The sequence below is a fragment of the Rhizobium sp. WYCCWR 11152 genome (assembly GCF_013087615.1).
In the GTDB taxonomy this organism is placed as follows: Bacteria; Pseudomonadota; Alphaproteobacteria; order Rhizobiales; family Rhizobiaceae; genus Rhizobium; species Rhizobium indicum.
Window position 1 is genome coordinate 320,564 of record NZ_JABFCP010000027.1, and the last position, 15,684, is coordinate 336,247.

19 protein-coding genes are annotated in these 15,684 nt (G+C 59.4%); 7 read left to right on the forward strand and 12 right to left on the reverse strand.

What is annotated here, in order from left to right; all coding sequences use genetic code 11:
- Positions 1 to 9: 9 nt before the first annotated feature.
- Positions 10 to 1,437 (forward strand): gamma-aminobutyraldehyde dehydrogenase, encoded by a 1,428-nt coding sequence (locus G9X67_RS33755; RefSeq protein WP_171600695.1) that lies wholly within the window; start codon positions 10 to 12, stop codon positions 1,435 to 1,437.
- A gap of 150 nt (positions 1,438 to 1,587) precedes the next feature.
- Positions 1,588 to 1,761, forward strand: coding sequence for a DUF1328 domain-containing protein (locus tag G9X67_RS33760; protein ID WP_003552965.1), 174 nt, complete (start codon positions 1,588 to 1,590; stop codon positions 1,759 to 1,761).
- A gap of 78 nt (positions 1,762 to 1,839) precedes the next feature.
- Here G9X67_RS33760 and G9X67_RS33765 read toward each other — a convergent pair whose 3' ends face one another.
- From G9X67_RS33765 to tal, 8 genes are all read right to left on the reverse strand, one after another.
- The gene (locus tag G9X67_RS33765; protein ID WP_210259077.1) at positions 1,840 to 2,499 is read right to left on the reverse strand and encodes a DUF3313 domain-containing protein; all 660 of its coding nucleotides are present in this window, start codon (positions 2,497 to 2,499) and stop codon (positions 1,840 to 1,842) included.
- A 166-nt stretch (positions 2,500 to 2,665) separates the two neighbouring features.
- A complete protein-coding gene (locus G9X67_RS33770) occupies positions 2,666 to 4,042 on the reverse strand; it encodes a HAMP domain-containing sensor histidine kinase (RefSeq protein WP_138333221.1) in 1,377 nt (458 codons plus the stop codon).
- A complete protein-coding gene (locus G9X67_RS33775) occupies positions 4,039 to 4,779 on the reverse strand; it encodes a response regulator transcription factor (protein ID WP_138390618.1) in 741 nt (246 codons plus the stop codon). The genes G9X67_RS33770 and G9X67_RS33775 overlap by 4 nt, the downstream gene beginning before the upstream one ends.
- 202 nt (positions 4,780 to 4,981) lie before the next feature.
- A complete protein-coding gene (locus G9X67_RS35480; protein WP_138333540.1) occupies positions 4,982 to 5,260 on the reverse strand; it encodes a hypothetical protein in 279 nt (92 codons plus the stop codon).
- A 194-nt stretch (positions 5,261 to 5,454) separates the two neighbouring features.
- Positions 5,455 to 5,946, reverse strand: a complete 492-nt coding sequence (locus G9X67_RS33785; protein ID WP_138390619.1) for a hypothetical protein — start codon at positions 5,944 to 5,946, stop codon at positions 5,455 to 5,457.
- A 136-nt stretch (positions 5,947 to 6,082) separates the two neighbouring features.
- Entirely contained in the window at positions 6,083 to 6,532 is a 450-nt protein-coding gene (locus tag G9X67_RS33790) for a DoxX family protein (RefSeq protein WP_138390644.1), read from the reverse strand.
- A 48-nt stretch (positions 6,533 to 6,580) separates the two neighbouring features.
- On the reverse strand, positions 6,581 to 7,249 hold the full coding sequence (locus tag G9X67_RS33795; RefSeq protein ID WP_171600696.1) for a DUF1345 domain-containing protein: 669 nt from the start codon (positions 7,247 to 7,249) through the stop codon (positions 6,581 to 6,583).
- 364 nt (positions 7,250 to 7,613) lie between these two features.
- A complete protein-coding gene (tal, locus tag G9X67_RS33800; protein WP_138333212.1) occupies positions 7,614 to 8,579 on the reverse strand; it encodes a transaldolase in 966 nt (321 codons plus the stop codon).
- 426 nt (positions 8,580 to 9,005) lie between these two features.
- Here tal and G9X67_RS33805 point away from each other — a divergent pair, with 426 nt between their 5' ends.
- Together G9X67_RS33805 and G9X67_RS33810 are read left to right on the forward strand one after the other, a co-directional pair.
- Positions 9,006 to 9,983: a sugar-binding transcriptional regulator gene (locus tag G9X67_RS33805; RefSeq protein ID WP_138333211.1), complete on the forward strand. Its 978-nt coding sequence runs from the start codon at positions 9,006 to 9,008 to the stop codon at positions 9,981 to 9,983.
- Positions 9,984 to 9,989: 6 nt separating this feature from the next.
- A complete protein-coding gene (locus tag G9X67_RS33810; RefSeq protein ID WP_138333209.1) occupies positions 9,990 to 10,505 on the forward strand; it encodes a hypothetical protein in 516 nt (171 codons plus the stop codon).
- A 14-nt stretch (positions 10,506 to 10,519) separates the two neighbouring features.
- Here G9X67_RS33810 and G9X67_RS33815 read toward each other — a convergent pair whose 3' ends face one another.
- Both G9X67_RS33815 and G9X67_RS33820 read right to left on the reverse strand, forming a co-directional pair.
- Positions 10,520 to 11,392 carry a bifunctional helix-turn-helix domain-containing protein/methylated-DNA--[protein]-cysteine S-methyltransferase gene (locus G9X67_RS33815; RefSeq protein WP_026265460.1) on the reverse strand — a complete coding sequence of 291 codons (873 nt, stop codon included), beginning with the start codon at positions 11,390 to 11,392 and terminating at the stop codon, positions 10,520 to 10,522.
- 79 nt (positions 11,393 to 11,471) lie between these two features.
- A complete protein-coding gene (locus G9X67_RS33820; RefSeq protein WP_138333207.1) occupies positions 11,472 to 11,969 on the reverse strand; it encodes a DUF2244 domain-containing protein in 498 nt (165 codons plus the stop codon).
- Here G9X67_RS33820 and nth point away from each other — a divergent pair.
- Complete coding sequence (gene nth, locus G9X67_RS33825; RefSeq protein ID WP_171600697.1) at positions 11,968 to 12,774, forward strand: endonuclease III; 807 nt, start codon at positions 11,968 to 11,970, stop codon at positions 12,772 to 12,774. The genes G9X67_RS33820 and nth overlap by 2 nt on opposite strands.
- On the opposite strand, the gene G9X67_RS33830 is transcribed toward nth, so the two are convergent.
- Positions 12,739 to 13,317: a TetR family transcriptional regulator gene (locus tag G9X67_RS33830; protein ID WP_138333203.1), complete on the reverse strand. Its 579-nt coding sequence runs from the start codon at positions 13,315 to 13,317 to the stop codon at positions 12,739 to 12,741. The genes nth and G9X67_RS33830 overlap by 36 nt on opposite strands.
- 86 nt (positions 13,318 to 13,403) lie before the next feature.
- Between G9X67_RS33830 and G9X67_RS33835 the strand changes: the two genes are divergently transcribed.
- Positions 13,404 to 13,829, forward strand: coding sequence for a VOC family protein (locus G9X67_RS33835; RefSeq protein WP_138333201.1), 426 nt, complete (start codon positions 13,404 to 13,406; stop codon positions 13,827 to 13,829).
- 3 nt (positions 13,830 to 13,832) lie between these two features.
- On the opposite strand, the gene G9X67_RS33840 is transcribed toward G9X67_RS33835, so the two are convergent.
- The gene (locus G9X67_RS33840) at positions 13,833 to 14,546 is read right to left on the reverse strand and encodes a sulfate transporter family protein (RefSeq protein ID WP_138390622.1); all 714 of its coding nucleotides are present in this window, start codon (positions 14,544 to 14,546) and stop codon (positions 13,833 to 13,835) included.
- 234 nt (positions 14,547 to 14,780) lie between these two features.
- Between G9X67_RS33840 and G9X67_RS33845 the strand changes: the two genes are divergently transcribed.
- Entirely contained in the window at positions 14,781 to 15,635 is an 855-nt protein-coding gene (locus tag G9X67_RS33845) for a MurR/RpiR family transcriptional regulator (protein WP_003543085.1), read from the forward strand.
- Positions 15,636 to 15,684: the final 49 nt, after the last annotated feature.

Below are 15,684 nucleotides of genomic sequence, written 5' to 3' on the forward strand. Positions count from 1 at the left end.
GAGAACATCATGGATATCCAAATGCTGATCGGTTCCCGCTTCGAAAGAGGCACGGAGACGGAAGAGCACATCTTGAACCCGAAGACGGGCGAGACGGTGATCGACCTTGCCGAAGCCTCGCTCTCCCAGGTCGACGCCGCTGTCGATGCCGCCGAAAAAGCCTTCACAAGCTGGTCGCAGACGACGCCGGGCGAACGTTCCGGCTACCTATTGAAGATCGCCGATGCGATCGAGAAGGACGCCACAGGCTTTGCTACATTGGAGGCTTTGAACTGCGGCAAGCCGATCAATGCCGTGCTGAACGACGAGATCCCGGCGATCGTCGATTGTTATCGCTTCTTCGCCGGCGCCGTGCGCAACCTGCACACACCGGCGGCGGGCGAATATCTGCCCGGCCACACCTCGATGATCCGCCGCGATCCGATCGGCATCGTCGGCTCGATCGCGCCGTGGAACTATCCGCTGATGATGATGGCCTGGAAGCTGGCGCCGGCGATCGCCGGCGGCAATACCGTCGTCTTCAAGCCTTCGGAGCAGACGCCGCTGACGTCGCTGAAGATGGCAAAGCTGCTCTCCGAAATCCTTCCCGAAGGCGTCGTCAACGTCATCCTCGGCCGTGGTGAAAGTGTCGGCAACGCCCTGATCAATCACGCCAAGATCGGCATGGTCTCGATCACCGGCGATATCGCCACCGGCAAGAAGGTGCTGCAGGCCGCGGCCAAGACGGTCAAGCGCACCCACCTGGAACTCGGCGGCAAGGCCCCGGTCATCGTCTTCGACGATGCCGATATTGATGCGGTCGTCGCAGGCATCCGCACCTTCGGCTATTACAATGCCGGTCAAGACTGCACCGCCGCCTGCCGCATCTATGCCGATGCCAGGGTCTACGACAATTTCGTCGCCGATCTCTCCTCGGCCGTCTCGAGCATCCGCTTCAACCAGCCCGACGATACCGAAAATGAGATCGGTCCGCTGATCTCCAGGCGCCAGCGCGAACGCGTCGAAAGCTTCGTCGCCCGCGCTTCCGAACACAAGCACATGGAGATCACCGCCGGCGGCGAGGTTTCCGGCGACAAGGGCTTCTTCTTCACGCCGACTGTCATCGCGGGCGCCCTGCAGGACGATGAGATCGTCCGCCGCGAGGTCTTCGGCCCGGTCGTCTCGGTCACCCGCTTTACCGATGCCGACGAAGCCGTTGCCTGGGCAAACGATAGCGACTACGGCCTGGCCTCCTCCGTCTGGACCAAAGATATCGGCCGCGGCATGAAGACAGCCGCCCGCCTGCAATATGGCTGCACCTGGATCAACACACATTTCATGCTCACCAATGAGATGCCGCATGGCGGCCTCAAACAGTCCGGCTACGGCAAGGACATGTCGGTCTACGCGCTGGAGGACTACACCGCCGTACGCCACGTGATGATCAATCACGGCTGATCGTCGGGAAAGGCAAGGCTAGGAAATTCAACGCAATGCCCATCAGTAGGACCGGGAGGGTGCTCCACACGGATCGCCATTCCATTCAAACGACCTGGAACATTTTCCCGGTTACCGCGTCTTTCCCAAGCAAACGCAAAGGATGATGTCATGCTGAAATGGGCTCTGATATTTTTCGTGATTTCAATCATCGCCGGCTTCTTCGGTTTCTCAGGCGTCTCCGCAGCGACTGCGACGATTGCACGCGTTCTCTTCGGCATCGCGCTGGTGATCTTCCTGATCTTCCTTGTCCTTGCGCTGATGGCCGGCCAGGCGATCCTGTGAGCGGTCGCGGGGGCCGCTGTGCCTTGCGCTTGCGGCCCTCTCCGTCTGTGGTCGCCACAGCCCCTTTGCTCCTATCGCCTATTTCAACTCGGCTAGCAGAGCATCGGCACCTTTACGGACGCCCACCATGGAGGCATCCATCGCCGTGAAGCTGGCGCCGATATTCATCGCATTGGGATATTGCTTGGTGACATAGGAAGACAGGAGACGATTGCTCGCAGCATCATAGATCTCCACGGCATAATTCACCGAACCGGTCATCGAACCTTCTCTGCCGCGAGCGGCCTGGACGGTGTTGTACAATCCGCCTGCGACGTCGATGCGCGTGACCGTTCCGAGGACCGCAGTCGTTGCCTTGGCGCCCGTCAGCGTCAGATGCAATCTGAGAGTTGCCGGAGCGGTTGTGCTGACGACAGCAAAGCGCGTCTTCAATTTTTCCGTGAATTGACCCTGCATGTAATTGGCAAGAAATGCTTTGTCTTTTTCGGAGACCTTGCCAAACTGACTGTCAGGACCGTTATAGACGGTAACGGGATCGACAATGATCCGGTTGTACTGGCTCCAGTTGACTTTCGTCTGATAGCGATACGGCACGCGGCCGGTTCTATCCTCAGTGTTCGGCTGGAGCTGCGATGCCGAAGCAAGTCCGGAATAAACCGTGGGGTCAGGGGTCGTGCATGCGGCAAGGCTCGAACAGGCGAGCATCAGTGCGGCGCCGATTTTCAAATTTTTTATCAAGGACTTGGCTCCAGCTTTGGAAATGCCGAATGGCATAGGATCTGCTGGCACCGGTTTTATGGAATTCGAATGTTGCTGTGTTTGCTATGATATGCGGAAATGTTCGCGAACCATCTTTTGCTGCGAAGGCAGCGCGATGCGTGACGACGCCACGACGGGCAGTAAGTCAATGTGACGAAGGGATCGACGGCGAGCCTCCGGGCTGGATCCCGTGAGGCGCGGGAAGATCGATTACGACGACCAAGCCGGTTGGCTTCCTGTCCAGTAACGTCAATTGTCCGTTGTGCGCTTTGGTGACAATTCCTTTAGCGATCGGAAGACCAAGCCCAAGCCCGGAACCGCCTTTGGCACCGATTTGGCGGGATTTGTCCACCTTGAAGAACGGCTCCAGAACTTTCGCCTTGGCCTCGTCGGTCAAACCAGGGCCGTTGTCGCCCACCGATATTTTGATCCCGCCGTCGTCGCTCTCTTGCAGATCGATTTCGACTTGCTTTGCATAACGAGACGCATTGTCGACCAGATTGGTAATTGCCCGCGTCAGGGCCTGAGGTTTGCAGACAAAGGCCAGTCGCCGCGGACCGGTGAAACTCGCATCGACGCCCATGTCGGAGAAGTCTGTCGCAATCGTCTGCAGCAGGCTTGAGATATCGACCTTTCGATCCGTCTCCGCAGTGGATGCGTCTTTGAAAAAGGCCAGGCACTCGTCGATCATGAAACTCAAGGTGGCGATATCGGCCAGCATCAGGCTGCGAAGCTCGGGCTCGCCGGAACGCTCGGCACGCATCCGCAATCTCGTCAGCGGCGTCCTGAGATCATGACCCACGCCACTCAGCATTCTTGTTCGATCCTCCGCCATGCTCTGAATTCGATCGCTCATGACGTTCAGCGATTCCGCCAGACTTCGAATCTCGGCTGCGCCGTCCGGTTCGAAAGGCTTTTCCCAACTGCCTTCCATGCTCGCTCGCTTTGCAGCGACGGCAAAGTGCCTCAGAGGTTCGGTGATAAGCCAGCTGCTGAAATATGCAAGCAGCACCAATGGGATGACGATTTTCAAAAACCCGCTCGCGGCTGCCGGAACAAACCAGACATAGCTTGGAAAAACCGGCAGTTGAAAGACGAGGGCACGCTTGTCGTCAATTCTGACAGTCAGGACATCCGGGTGCGATTGACCGATGACGAAGCGATGAAATGCCGCAAAAATATTGTCGGCGAGCATTGTGTTGATACGCGCCACCAATTCGCTGGGAGATACCATCTGCTGTTTGCCGGCAAACGGCTGCTCCAGCGACAATTTCTCGACCCCAACACCGAGTGCCGCTGCTCTCTTGAGAACGGTGACTTCGTCTTGCGCTGAACCTGCCTGGGCAAATTGCTCCGCGACCATCGCCGCTCTGGCAGCAAACAGGCCGTTTTGAAACCCGCGATCATGACGGCCGTAGATATAGGGCTCCATGGCGGTCGCCACCACGGAAACGAGCACGACAAGGAAGGTCGCCAATATGAGGATCTGGTTTTGGATCGAAGCTTGCCGAAAATTTCTCAAGAGAGACGCTCTACCTTGGATGCGAAGAGATAACCGCCCAGCCGCACCGTCTTTATGAAGGTCGGATCTTTCAGATTTGGTTCGATCTTTTGCCTAACCCGGCTGATGTGGGCGTCGATGCTGCGCTCGACCGGCCCCGCCGATCCGGCATGTGTCATCGACAAGAGCTGTTCGCGCGTCAAAACCTTGTTGGGATTGCAGCAGAAGGCCAGGAGGATATCGAACTCCGCGGTTGTCATGGAAACCTGCGCTCCATCCGCGTCGTGGAGCTGGCGGCTTTTTGGATCGATGCGCCATCCCGAAAACAACATGGGTCCAAGTGCTTCCTCCTGATGATGCGCATATGAAGCTCTGCGGAGAATACTCTTGATCCGGGCTAGCAGCTCGCGGGAGTTGAATGGTTTCGTGACATAGTCATCGGCTCCGAGCTCCAGGCCGAGAATGCGGTCGATATCCTCCTGGAGCGCCGTCAGCATCAGGATTGGCACCGAGCACGACGCACGAAGCCGCCTGCAGATGCTAAAACCGTCCTCGCCCGGCAACATCGCATCGAGGACGATGAGATCGAATTGCTGTCGCGCCATCATTCGATCCATAGCCGCGCCGCTTTCCACCGACGAGGCCTCGAAGCCGCTGCTTCGGACAAGATCCACCAGCATATCCGCGATGGCGGGATCGTCTTCGACGATGAGGAGATGAGCCTGATTCGGAACTGCCATTTCATATGCCATCGTCATTCGTTCTCTAGCGGGAAGATGTCTCTCGGCGCGAAATTACCACGTTTCACCGTGTCTCGGTCAGGCGGCCTCGGCCCCTGTCACCACCACACGATCTGTCGCCGCACCGACACGGCTCCGCCTTCAGGATATCAAGTATCGTGCAATGCTATATTCGATAATGTTGAGATATGTTGCGGGATTTCAGACACGGAGTCCGCCGTCAAAACTGCCTTTCGAGGTCACCGCTGACTTCCACATGGTCACCTTGGATGGCGCTGTCGATGATGACGGTGGCGATGAAACACATCCGAACGACGAGCAGGCAAAAGAACACCAGAGAGACGATCGCAGTCGTGTAATGCTTCAATGCCGAGCGCTTCGGCAGCCGTGCGGTCAGTCTATCGAGGATGTTTCTGGTGAACCGACCGAGCGCCACGAGCAAGAATAACGCCGTGATGATATATCCGCTTGCTGACGCTGCCCCGAGCAACTGAAAGATCAAAAGACACCCGCACCAAGTAAGAAGTTCTGGTTTCGGAACGACGGTTTCAAGCTGACGAAACCCGGCAGAAAGATGCCCATAGGATCCGTCCGGAACGTTGCGCAGCGTGGACAGCCGGAGAGACGGGGCGCGGTCATGGGGATCTGAGCCGGGTGAAGACCGGTCCGTCGGGGATGAGAATGCGCCCACGTCTAGTCGGCCCGTTCTGCGCCGGGCGCGGCGCGGCGACTTAACAGAAGAGATGTGGCGGCCCGCCACCGGGATGCCTTCGCCGTGCTTGCAATCACTGTCTCGTTTGCGGCCGGATCTTTTCGGACTGCACTAATCCTGCCTGTCCTTGACTCCGTGAGGGCCGCGATCCTTCTCAGAAATGCGTCGCTGTCGAACTCCTTCGAGGAGCGGACGGACTTCGTGGCCGACTGGACAGTATGGAAGAACACCTCCAGATTGATGACCAGTATCGGCTTGATGTTTCGGACCATGTCGATATCCGATCGCATCGTTACGGCCAGAAAATATCGGTCCGAACGCAAGGCGTCGAAAAGTTCCGGCACCGAGGACACAGCCGCCGCGACATATCCGTTCTCATTCAATTTCGAGACGATATCGCAGGCAGCGTCTTCTCCGAGAAAGACGAGAATTGGCTTTTGCTGATTGCTTTGCGCGGAAGACATCACTGGCACACTCCTGACCTGTCGCCCAAAGTGTAGCCCGCATCGACGCTTCTGTTTGTTCGGTTTTATTCGGTTTTATTGCGCCACGGAGCGTCCGCGAAATTCATCAAATTCAGCGCCGAAGACCTTCGAATTTCGGGGGCATTCACGACAACACCGCCCTGAGCCAGGGAGGCATTTTGCTCGTTCGCTTTCTCAGCAGCTTGTCGATCGATATCGATCCCGCACCCGAAACCGCCAGCACGAACATGCCGCCGGCAATCGCCAGGTCCTTCTCGAAATGCAGCAGTTCGTTCTGGCTCGCTAAATTCGTGTGAAAGAGCAAGGCGGTCGCCAGGCAGAAGAGCGCCAGCGCCAATGCACCAAGCCGGCTGAGAAAGCCTGTCGCAACCGAAAGGCCGGCGCCGATCTGAAGGGCAATGGTGGCAAGCGCCAGCGGCGCCGACAGCCCCAGTTTTGCGAAAATGTCGAAAGTCGCCGTGATATCTGCAGCGAGCGACCAAGCTTCGTGCAGGAAGATCAGCGACAGCAGAAGCCTGCCGATGAGAAGAATGAGATCGGCCAATCGGGGCCGGTTTGAGGCGCTTTCCATCATATCCTCCGGTTTGAAGAGCAGGTGGTTAGCCCGCTTCGGCAAGATGCATTATAGCAGGCTCGCCCCGACATTGATCGCAAGCGCCAGGATCGTCGTATTGAACAGAAACGACAGCACGGCATGCAGCAGCGTCAGCTTGCGCATGCTGGTCGAACTGACCGCGACATCCGCCGTCTGTGCGGCAACACCGATGGTGAAGGAGAAATAGAGGAAATCCCAGTAGCCGGGTTCTTCGATCCCGTCGGGAAACTTGAGGCCACCCTCCTCGTCCGCCCCGCCATAGAAATAATGGGCATAGTGGATGGTGAAGAGCGTATGCAGGAAGATCCAGGAGATCAGGATCGTCAGAACCGCAACACCTGCCCGCGCCAGCGCGACATCAGGTGCCGCCTCCTTGATCGAATGAAGCTCGAGGCCGATCCCGGCAATGCTGGCAAGTGCGGCACCGATCGACAGAGCCAGCAGGACGGTGTCGGAGAAGTCGAGATCCGCCGAGCGTTTCCGGATGCTTTCAACCGTCGCCCGCAGCATCTTGCGCCAACTGAGCGCGACAAAAACGCCGGCGCTGACATTCCAGCCGAACAAGATATTGCCGGCGCTGACTTCGCGGGAGGTGAGAGCCAAGAAGACCACCAGTCCGGCAACAACGGCGATGACGAAGCTCGCATGCTTGTAGGCAAATGCCGCAAGCGAATTTGCCCGTTCCTCATCCGCCATATCGGTCTCCGACAGCATATGCCCTTGATAACAGCATGAAAAAGGCGCGCCTGCCAGCCGGCAGCCGCGCCTTTCGAGCCTTTCCGGGTTAGATTGCAGCATTCTGCCGGAGCAGGTTTTCGTCAGGGCAAAGGCGATTGGCGAAGGGCATACCCCAAGATACGTCCGAGCCGATCGCCTTTGAACCTGGCGGAAAGATGCTCGGCCCTTCGGGTTGGCTGAAACGGGCCGGCTGATCGACCGGCCGGCTTGGCCGTAGAGCCGGGCTACGACACGCGCCGGCCGGTCGACCATCCGACTCCGTTTGAGCCAACAGAATGCTGCAATCTAACCCGGAAAGGCTCTAATTGTATGCCGAGCCTTATCAGGCGGCGGCGAGCTGCAGTTCCTTCTGCACCATGGTGCGCAACGTTCCGAGATCCTTGGCGAAGGCGCGGATGCCTTCGGCGAGTTTTTCCGTCGCCATCGCGTCTTCGTTCATCATCCAGCGGAAGGTCTTCTCGTCGACGGAGACCTTCGGATCCGGCTTGCGGCTCTCCGGCGAGAGCTTGCGCTCCAGCTTGCCTTCATCCTTGGCGAGCTCGTCGAGCAGGTTCGGGCTGATGGTCAGGCGGTCGCAGCCGGCAAGGGCTTCGATTTCGCCGGCGCTGCGGAAGGAGGCGCCCATGACGATCGTCTTGATGTCGTTCGCCTTGTAGTAGTTGTAGATTTCACGGACGGAGATGACGCCCGGATCTTCCTCAGGGGTGAACTCCTTGCCGGTCGACTTCTTGTACCAGTCGAGGATGCGGCCGACGAAGGGCGAGATCAGGAACACTTTGGCGTCGGCGCAAGCGATCGCCTGGGCCTTGCTGAAGAGAAGCGTCAGGTTGCAGTCGATGCCTTCCTTCTGCAGCACTTCCGCAGCGCGGATGCCCTCCCAGGTGGAAGCGAGCTTGATCAGGATGCGGTCCTGGTCGATGCCGCGATCCTTGTAGGCGGCGATGATGGCGCGCGCCTTGGCAAGCGAAGCCTCGGTATCGAAGGAAAGATCGGCGTCGACTTCGGTCGAGACGCGGCCCGGAACGAGCTTCACCAGGGCTGCACCGACGGAGATGGCGAGACGATCGGCGACGGCGGAAGAAACGGCTTCGGAATTACCGCCCTGCTTCTTGCCCCAGGCGACGGCTTCCTTGATGGCGTCGGCAAACATCGGCGTGCCGAGAGCCTTAAGCACGATGCTCGGGTTCGTCGTGCAATCGACCGGCTTGAGGCGGGCGACGGCTTCGATGTCGCCGGTATCGGCGACCACGGTGGTAATCTCGCGAAGTTGGTCAAGCTTGGATGTCATGGTCAATAATCCTTGTTGAACTTGGGCTGCGACCGGCGCGAGTTCCGCCGGGCAAAGGTGATCTACCGACAGGTTGTTTGCATGCTGCAGGCGAAAATGCGCGCATCCGTCACGGATGATTCATAAACGTGAAGGACAGTGGCCGTGTTCCGGCCGCGAACGAACGGCCGTTCGTACGCAAGCGATGCCGCTTGCGGCTGGAAGGCCGGTCGTGACTTTCGGCATGCCCGCACTATGTCCTCCTCGGACGGACAAGAACGACGTGTGTCACCCGGACTATCGCCATTCGCCTTATGAAAAGTCAAGGACATTTGTGCATTTCAATTGACATAAGTGTCACACCCGTCATTATCCCCAGCAACAAAAGCGTCGCTAAGGCCTTTCATCCTATCAGGGATCTAGGGCAGGAAATCGTGCGGAGGAGATGTGGTCAAGCTCAAACGCGGCACGCACACGGCCTATTCGGAGGCATCCTCGCTACGACTAAGGGCGGCATGGCTCTATTACAACGAGGGCCTGACCCAGAAGGACGTCGCCGAACAGCTCGGCATCAGCCGCACCACCGTGATCCGCTTGCTCGACGAGGCGATGAAACGCAGCGAAGTCCAGATCTGGATCAACGATTCGATCGGCGACTGCGTTGAACTTTCGGTGAAGCTGGAGCGTGCCTATGGCCTCGATGAGGCGATCGTCGTCCCTGCGCCGGTCAATGGTGACGTCAATTCGCTGGCTAAAAATGTCGGCCTGGCGCTTGGCCAGTTCCTCTCCGAAGCCATCCCCGACGATTACACCATCGGCGTCGGCTGGGGCCGCACCATGACCGCTTCGCTGTCGAGCTTCCGGCCGCCGCGCCGCGCCAATTGCAAGGTCGTCTCGCTGCTGGGCGGCATCGTCGCCGTGCATCAGACGAACCCGATCGACTACACATGGCGGCTGGCAAATCAGCTCGGCGCCGAGTGCTACATGTTCCTGGCGCCGCTTCTCGTCGACTCCGTCGAGACGAAGCGCAATCTGATCGAGAAATGCGGGCTGGACACGATCTACCGCCTCGCCGAGAATCTCGATCTGGCGATCGTCAGCTGCGGCGATATCGGCCCGCATTCGACCTCGCTGTCGGAGGGCTGGATCTCGAAGGCCGAGCTGCAGGAACTGATCGATGCCGGCTGCGTCTGTGACACGATGTTCAACTTCCTCGACAAGGACGGCAATTCGGTCGACCACTCGATCAATCGCCGCGTGATGTCCGTCGATCTCGACACGCTGAAGGAGGCAAAGCACATCGTGCTCTCTTCCGGCGGCGCCCATCGGGCCGTGGCGATCCGTGCGACGATCAAGCGCATCGGCTGCAACACGCTGATCACGGACGAAAGTGCTGCACGGGCTTTGCTGGAATTGGCGGAATAGAAACACATGCTTCCACTTGACAACAAGCGTTGGGGTGAGTTGAGACATTGCTATGGCCCGGCAGCCGATACCCCGACGCTGCTAAGAGCATTGGACTTGCCGGCCGGACCAGACTTGTCTCCCGACGCGGAACCTTGGTTCAGCCTATGGTCAAGCCTCTGCCATCAAGGCGACGCCTACACTGCTTCATACGCGGCGGTCCCTCACATCGTCAGGATCGGGCTTGCGACGACGGCACCGATCGACTTCTCTTTCTACCAACTGCCGGCAAGCATCGAAATTGCCCGGATGACGGGGCGGGGACCGGAAATACCTGCTGATCTGGAAGAGGCCTACCACCACGCGATCGCATCCATGACTGACTGCGTCAGCCTGCACCGCCATGAAACGTGGAGCAGATCGATGCTCCTGTCGGCAGGCGCAGCCCAAGCAGTCGCGAAAGGTCACATCGACATCGCCGAAGCCCTATTGAATCTGGACGACGACATTATCGCCCGGATCAACAATTTTGACTTCGACTAATTGCGGCATGCCACTCAGGCGTGCGCCGATTCCCAGCCGAGCATCGCCCGCTTGCGGGTGAGGCCCCAATGGTAGCCCGTCAGCGCGCCGTTCTTGCCGAGCGCCCGATGGCAGGGCACCACGAAGGAGATCGGGTTTGCCCCGACTGCCGCACCCACGGCGCGCTGCGCCGTCGGCCGACCGATATCGTTGGCGATATCGGAATAGGTGACGGCTTTGCCGAACGGGATTTTCAGCAGGCTCTGCCAGACGCGCACCTGGAAGTCCGTGCCGATCAGCACGACACGCAGCGGCTGGTCAGAGGACCATTTGCCGGGCTCAAAGATGCGAGCGGCGTAGGGGACCGTCGCCTGCAGGTCTTCGACATAACAGGCGTTCGGCCAGCGGCAGGTCATATCCTCGAGGCAGGCCCTTTCGTCGCCGGAATCGCTGAAGGCAAGGCCGGCAAGGCCGCGGTCGGTCACCATGATCAGCGCCACGCCGAAGGGGCAGATGTGGAAGCCGTAGCGGATGATGAGACCACCGCCCTTGGCCTTCCATTCGCCGGGCGACATCGCCTCATGGGTGACGAAAAGATCGTGCAGGCGGCTCGGCCCGGAGAGGCCGACCTCGATCGAGGTCTCGAGCAGCGGCATGTCTTCCTTGCGCAGCAGCCGCTTGGCGTGGTCGAGCGTCACCGCCTGCAGGAAGCCCTTGGGCGACAGCCCGGCCCAGCGGGTGAAGGTCTTCTGCAGCTGGGTTGGCGACTGGTTGAGCCGCGCCGCGATCGCCTCCAGCGAAGGCTGGTCGCGGTAATCCTCGGTGATGAGTTCGATCACCCGACGGACAATGTCATAATCAGGGCCGTCAGGCGTGATGTCTGTCTGCAGGTTGGCAATCATATTCATCGTCTTTCTCCTTGTAACCAGGAGATAGTCAATAGGCGGTGAGCAAACCACCCGATTCTTGCGCATCCGCCGGATAGGTTCAGATCCGCTGCTTGACCGTCGCCAGCGCTCCCTTGAAGGCCTTGGCGAAGCTTTCGCGATCATCGGGATTGAGAAAGGAGCCGATATCCGTGCGCCGGCCTTCGCCGAAGATATGCATGGAAAGGATGCCGATCTCGTGGTGCCGGCGAACGAGGAAGCGCGTCCAGAACGGATTGAAATGATGCTCCACCATCCGTCCCGAGGGCGCAAACTTGCGCACCGACACGTCCGTGCGCGATACCGTCACCTGTTCGCGCGCTTTCCCGGAGCGGTAATTCAGCCAGAAGGCGCCGTAGAGAAGCACGAAATCCAGTCCGAAGAACAAGCCGATCGGCCAAGCCCCCGTCGCGATGAAGAACGTGCCGTAAAGCAAGCAGACGGCACCGGATAGGGCAAGCAGCACCTTGAAGCCCCGGCGGCCGAGCGACCGGTGGGGAAAGAGCTCGGCAGCGAAAACAGGCTGCTCGTTGAAGCTGTCGGCGTTGCTTTCCATCATGGCTGCCGATTATAGAGTTTCCATGGCAAATCCGAAACTCAAATCCGTGACCAAGATGCCTCAGGACGCGAATGTGATCGCCCGCCGCAAACCGGCGGCTGTGGTGCGCACGGTCTATTCACTGGCCGAGCGCGAGGAGATCTTCCGCCGCTTCTCGGTGCAGCGGCCGGAACCGAGGGGCGAGCTCGAGCATATCAACCCCTTCACACTCGTCGTCGCCGTGGCACTTTCGGCGCAGGCGACCGATGTCGGCGTCAACAAGGCGACGCGCGCGCTCTTCAGGATCGCCGATACGCCGGAAAAGATGCTCGATCTCGGCGAGGAGCGGCTGCGCGATCACATCAGGACGATCGGCCTCTATCGCAACAAGGCGAAAAACGTCATCGCGCTCTCGCAGATGCTGGTCGACCAATTCGGCGGCAAGGTGCCGGAAACGCGCGACGAGTTGGTGAGATTGCCGGGCGTCGGCCGCAAGACCGCCAATGTCGTGCTTTCCATGGCCTTCGGCCAGGCGACGATGGCTGTCGACACGCACATCTTCCGGATCGCCAATCGCATCAGGCTTGCCCCCGGCAAGACGCCCGACGAGGTCGAGGCGCGGCTGATGAAGGTGATCCCGAGCCATTACCTCTATCACGCCCATCACTGGCTGATCCTGCACGGTCGCTATACCTGCAAGGCACGCCGGCCCGAATGCGAGCGCTGTATCATCGCCGATCTCTGCAAATCGCCGGAGAAGAGTTGGGATGTGCCGGCGCCGCTGGTCGAGCTACCGCCGCAGATGATCGGCGAGGCCGTCGAGTAGGACAGCGATCGCCTGCTCGTAATGCCGCCTTTCACCGCCCGCCTCGATTGCGATCGCCGCGCGATCGAAGGCCGCCGATAGCAGCGACGTCAGCGGTTCGAGCATAGCGCCGGCCTCTGGAAGCATCGCTGCAAGCCCTGCCCTCAGCGTCGCTTCCGCATTCTCTGCATCGATCGCCGCACTCGCCAGCGGGCCGAGAACGGCAGGTGCCTCGATCAGCAGCAGCCGCGTGCGCCCTGGCGCCATCATCGCATCGAAATAGGCCGAGGCACCGGCGATCAGCATGGCACGCGGCGCGCCGTAGGACGCCGAGCGCGCCTCGATCGCAGCGGCCACCGCGCGCGCCTCGCATTCGATAACCGCCCGAAAAAGCGCCTTCTTGTCTTCAAAATGGTGGTAGAGCGCGCCACGCGTCACTCCCGCCGCCGTGACGATCTCCGGCGTCGCGGTTTCGGCATAACCTTTCTCGACGAAGAGACCTCGACCGGCATCGATCAGTGCCTGCCTCGTCTGCTCCGTTCTTTCGCGATTGCTGCGACTCATGCATACCTCTTTACATACAAACAGAATGTATGTTAATAGACAAAAACATACACATTGTATGTAAACAAAAAAAGGAGGAAAACGAGATGAAATCGACGAGCTATTACCCTGTCATCATGACCGACGACGTTGCCGGCACCGCCAGCTTCTATTGCACGCATTTCGGCTTCAAAGCTCTGTTCGAAAGCGATTGGTATGTTCACCTGCAATCGGCAGAGGAGGAGCATATCGCGCTTGCCATCCTTGACGGCAGCCACGAGACCATCCCGGCCATAGCCCGCGGCAGGGTGTCCGGCCTGCTCCTCAATTTCGAGGTCGCCGATGTCGATGCGATCTATACAGCCTGCCGGAACGCCGGCCTGCCAATTCTCAGAGAAATCCGCGACGAGGATTTCGGCCAGCGGCATTTCATCACCGCCGATCCGAACGGCGTGCTGATCGACATCATCAAGCCGATCCCGCCGAGCGCCGAATTCGCGGCGATGTACGACGCCTCCGCCCTGCCCGCTTGAGCCTCAGGCTCGCAACCCGGTGTCTCGTGCGGAAACCAGCTTGTGCAGATGCACCATCATGCCGGCGGCAAAAAGCGGCGTCAGAAGATTGACGATCGGGATCGCCAGGAAAAGGGCGATCATCAGCCCGCCGAGAAAGACGGTGGAGGCATGCTTGGCGCGGAAGAGCCGCGCCTCATCCGGCGAACGGAAGCGCATGGCGGCGAATTCGAAGAATTCCCGTCCGAGCAGATAGCCGTTCACCAGAAAGAACGCGACCAGATTGACGCCGGGTATGAACAGCAGCAGCAATGCCACGATATTGCCGAGGATCACCACGCCGAGGAACTTGATCGAGCTTGCCATCGCCGGACCGAGCGGCATGGCGGTGCCCGGCGTGTCCTTGGGATAGTCGCGCTTTTCGATGACCTCGGCGACGTCGTCGAGAAACAGACCGGCAATCAGCGCCGTCACCGGCGACAGCAGCAACGCCAGCATGAGAGCAAGGCCGATACCGGCAAAAATTGCGAAGATGAGAGCGAACCACCCCGCCCAATCCGGCATATCGGGAAAGAAGCTCGTGAGCCAGGGAAAGAGAAAGGCCATGAAGGCCCCGCGCAGCGCGAACCAGAGGCCGACAAGCACGAGAACCGTCAGGCCGAGCACCTTCCAGAAGACAGAGCGTGTTTCCGTTGCGAACAGATTGGCGAGCGAAAGTCGAGCGGCGTCAAGAATCATGTCTCAGGCGTCTCCGGTTGCGCCGAAGATGTAGGGAAGATGCGGGCCACCGACAAGAGAGAATAAAATTGCATTCAGTAATAGAAAACTTGTCGAAAACTAAATACTAATATAATATTGTGACATACATGAAATACGCACGGGCCTGAGAAGCAGCTTCCGAAATAGTTGCAAAGACAAGGGGTCGCAACAGCGCATCCACGGAACGCCTCTGAGGAAGATGGGGAGGCTGCCGTGGAAGACTTTGTGCAAAAACTCAGGCAATACGCAAAAACCGGCACACCGGCCGAGCGCCGTATCGCGAAATATTTCACCGAACATCTGAACGACCTGCCGTTCGAGACGGCTGCGTCCGTTGCCGACAGGCTGGATCTCTCGCCGATGACCGTCGGGCGCTTCCTGCGCTCGCTCGGTTATCAGGGATTGGACAGCGTCAAGGTGGAGATTCGCGAGACCGTGACGACATCGCCGGCGCAATTACAGAGCGCCATGAGCGAGCTGCATGCCGACGCCGCGGAGGGCAAACCGCTGGCCGTGCTGGTTGCCGAACAGATCCAGGCCCTCCATCATATCTATCATCTGACGGCGCAGCCGCACTGGTCGGAAGCCGTCGGCTTGATCAGCACTGCCCGCGAAGTGTCGATCGCCACGCATGCGCGGCTCGCAAGCCTGGCCAATCATTTCTGCCAGCGGCTGACACAAGCCCGCGACGGCGTGCGCACGCTCGACGCCGCCGACAATCGTTTTGCGGAACTCTTCGCCCGGCTGGCGGTCGACGACGCACTGCTCGTCATCATCGATTGTCGCCGCTTCGCCAAGGCGCGGCTGCTTGCCAGAACGGCGCGGCGCTACGGCTATAAGGTCGTGCTCATTTCGCCGCAGCAAGCGGACTGGATGGCGGACCAGTCGAACGTCATGCTGCCTCTGCCGCCCGCTCGTGCCCCCGATCTCGACAATCTTCCGCCGCTGATCGCGCTGCTCGACTGCCTGTCGGAATCCGTCATCCTCCAAGTCGGAGAGGAGGCGGCACTTCGCCGCCGCCGCATGATGGAGTTCGCGACCGTGCTCGGCGAGACGGCGAACCACTAATTTAAAGGGACTATGCGCAGGTTCAGAGTGATAGAGTTCCTTTAGCGCG

Bases quoted from the DNA above. Each gene is read 5' to 3' on its own strand.
- G9X67_RS33755 (WP_171600695.1), top strand. From the start codon at position 10: ATGGATATCCAAATGCTGATCGGTTCCCGCTTCGAAAGAGGCACGGAG.
- G9X67_RS33760 (WP_003552965.1), top strand. From the start codon at position 1,588: ATGCTGAAATGGGCTCTGATATTTTTCGTGATTTCAATCATCGCCGGC.
- G9X67_RS33775 (WP_138390618.1), bottom strand. From the start codon at position 4,779: ATGACGATGGCATATGAAATGGCAGTTCCGAATCAGGCTCATCTCCTC.
- G9X67_RS33790 (WP_138390644.1), bottom strand. From the start codon at position 6,532: ATGATGGAAAGCGCCTCAAACCGGCCCCGATTGGCCGATCTCATTCTT.
- G9X67_RS33795 (WP_171600696.1), bottom strand. From the start codon at position 7,249: ATGGCGGATGAGGAACGGGCAAATTCGCTTGCGGCATTTGCCTACAAG.
- tal (WP_138333212.1), bottom strand. From the start codon at position 8,579: ATGACATCCAAGCTTGACCAACTTCGCGAGATTACCACCGTGGTCGCC.
- G9X67_RS33810 (WP_138333209.1), top strand. From the start codon at position 9,990: ATGCTTCCACTTGACAACAAGCGTTGGGGTGAGTTGAGACATTGCTAT.
- G9X67_RS33815 (WP_026265460.1), bottom strand. From the start codon at position 11,392: ATGAATATGATTGCCAACCTGCAGACAGACATCACGCCTGACGGCCCT.
- nth (WP_171600697.1), top strand. From the start codon at position 11,968: ATGGCTGCCGATTATAGAGTTTCCATGGCAAATCCGAAACTCAAATCC.
- G9X67_RS33820 (WP_138333207.1), bottom strand. From the start codon at position 11,969: ATGATGGAAAGCAACGCCGACAGCTTCAACGAGCAGCCTGTTTTCGCT.
- G9X67_RS33830 (WP_138333203.1), bottom strand. From the start codon at position 13,317: ATGAGTCGCAGCAATCGCGAAAGAACGGAGCAGACGAGGCAGGCACTG.
- G9X67_RS33835 (WP_138333201.1), top strand. From the start codon at position 13,404: ATGAAATCGACGAGCTATTACCCTGTCATCATGACCGACGACGTTGCC.
- G9X67_RS33840 (WP_138390622.1), bottom strand. From the start codon at position 14,546: ATGATTCTTGACGCCGCTCGACTTTCGCTCGCCAATCTGTTCGCAACG.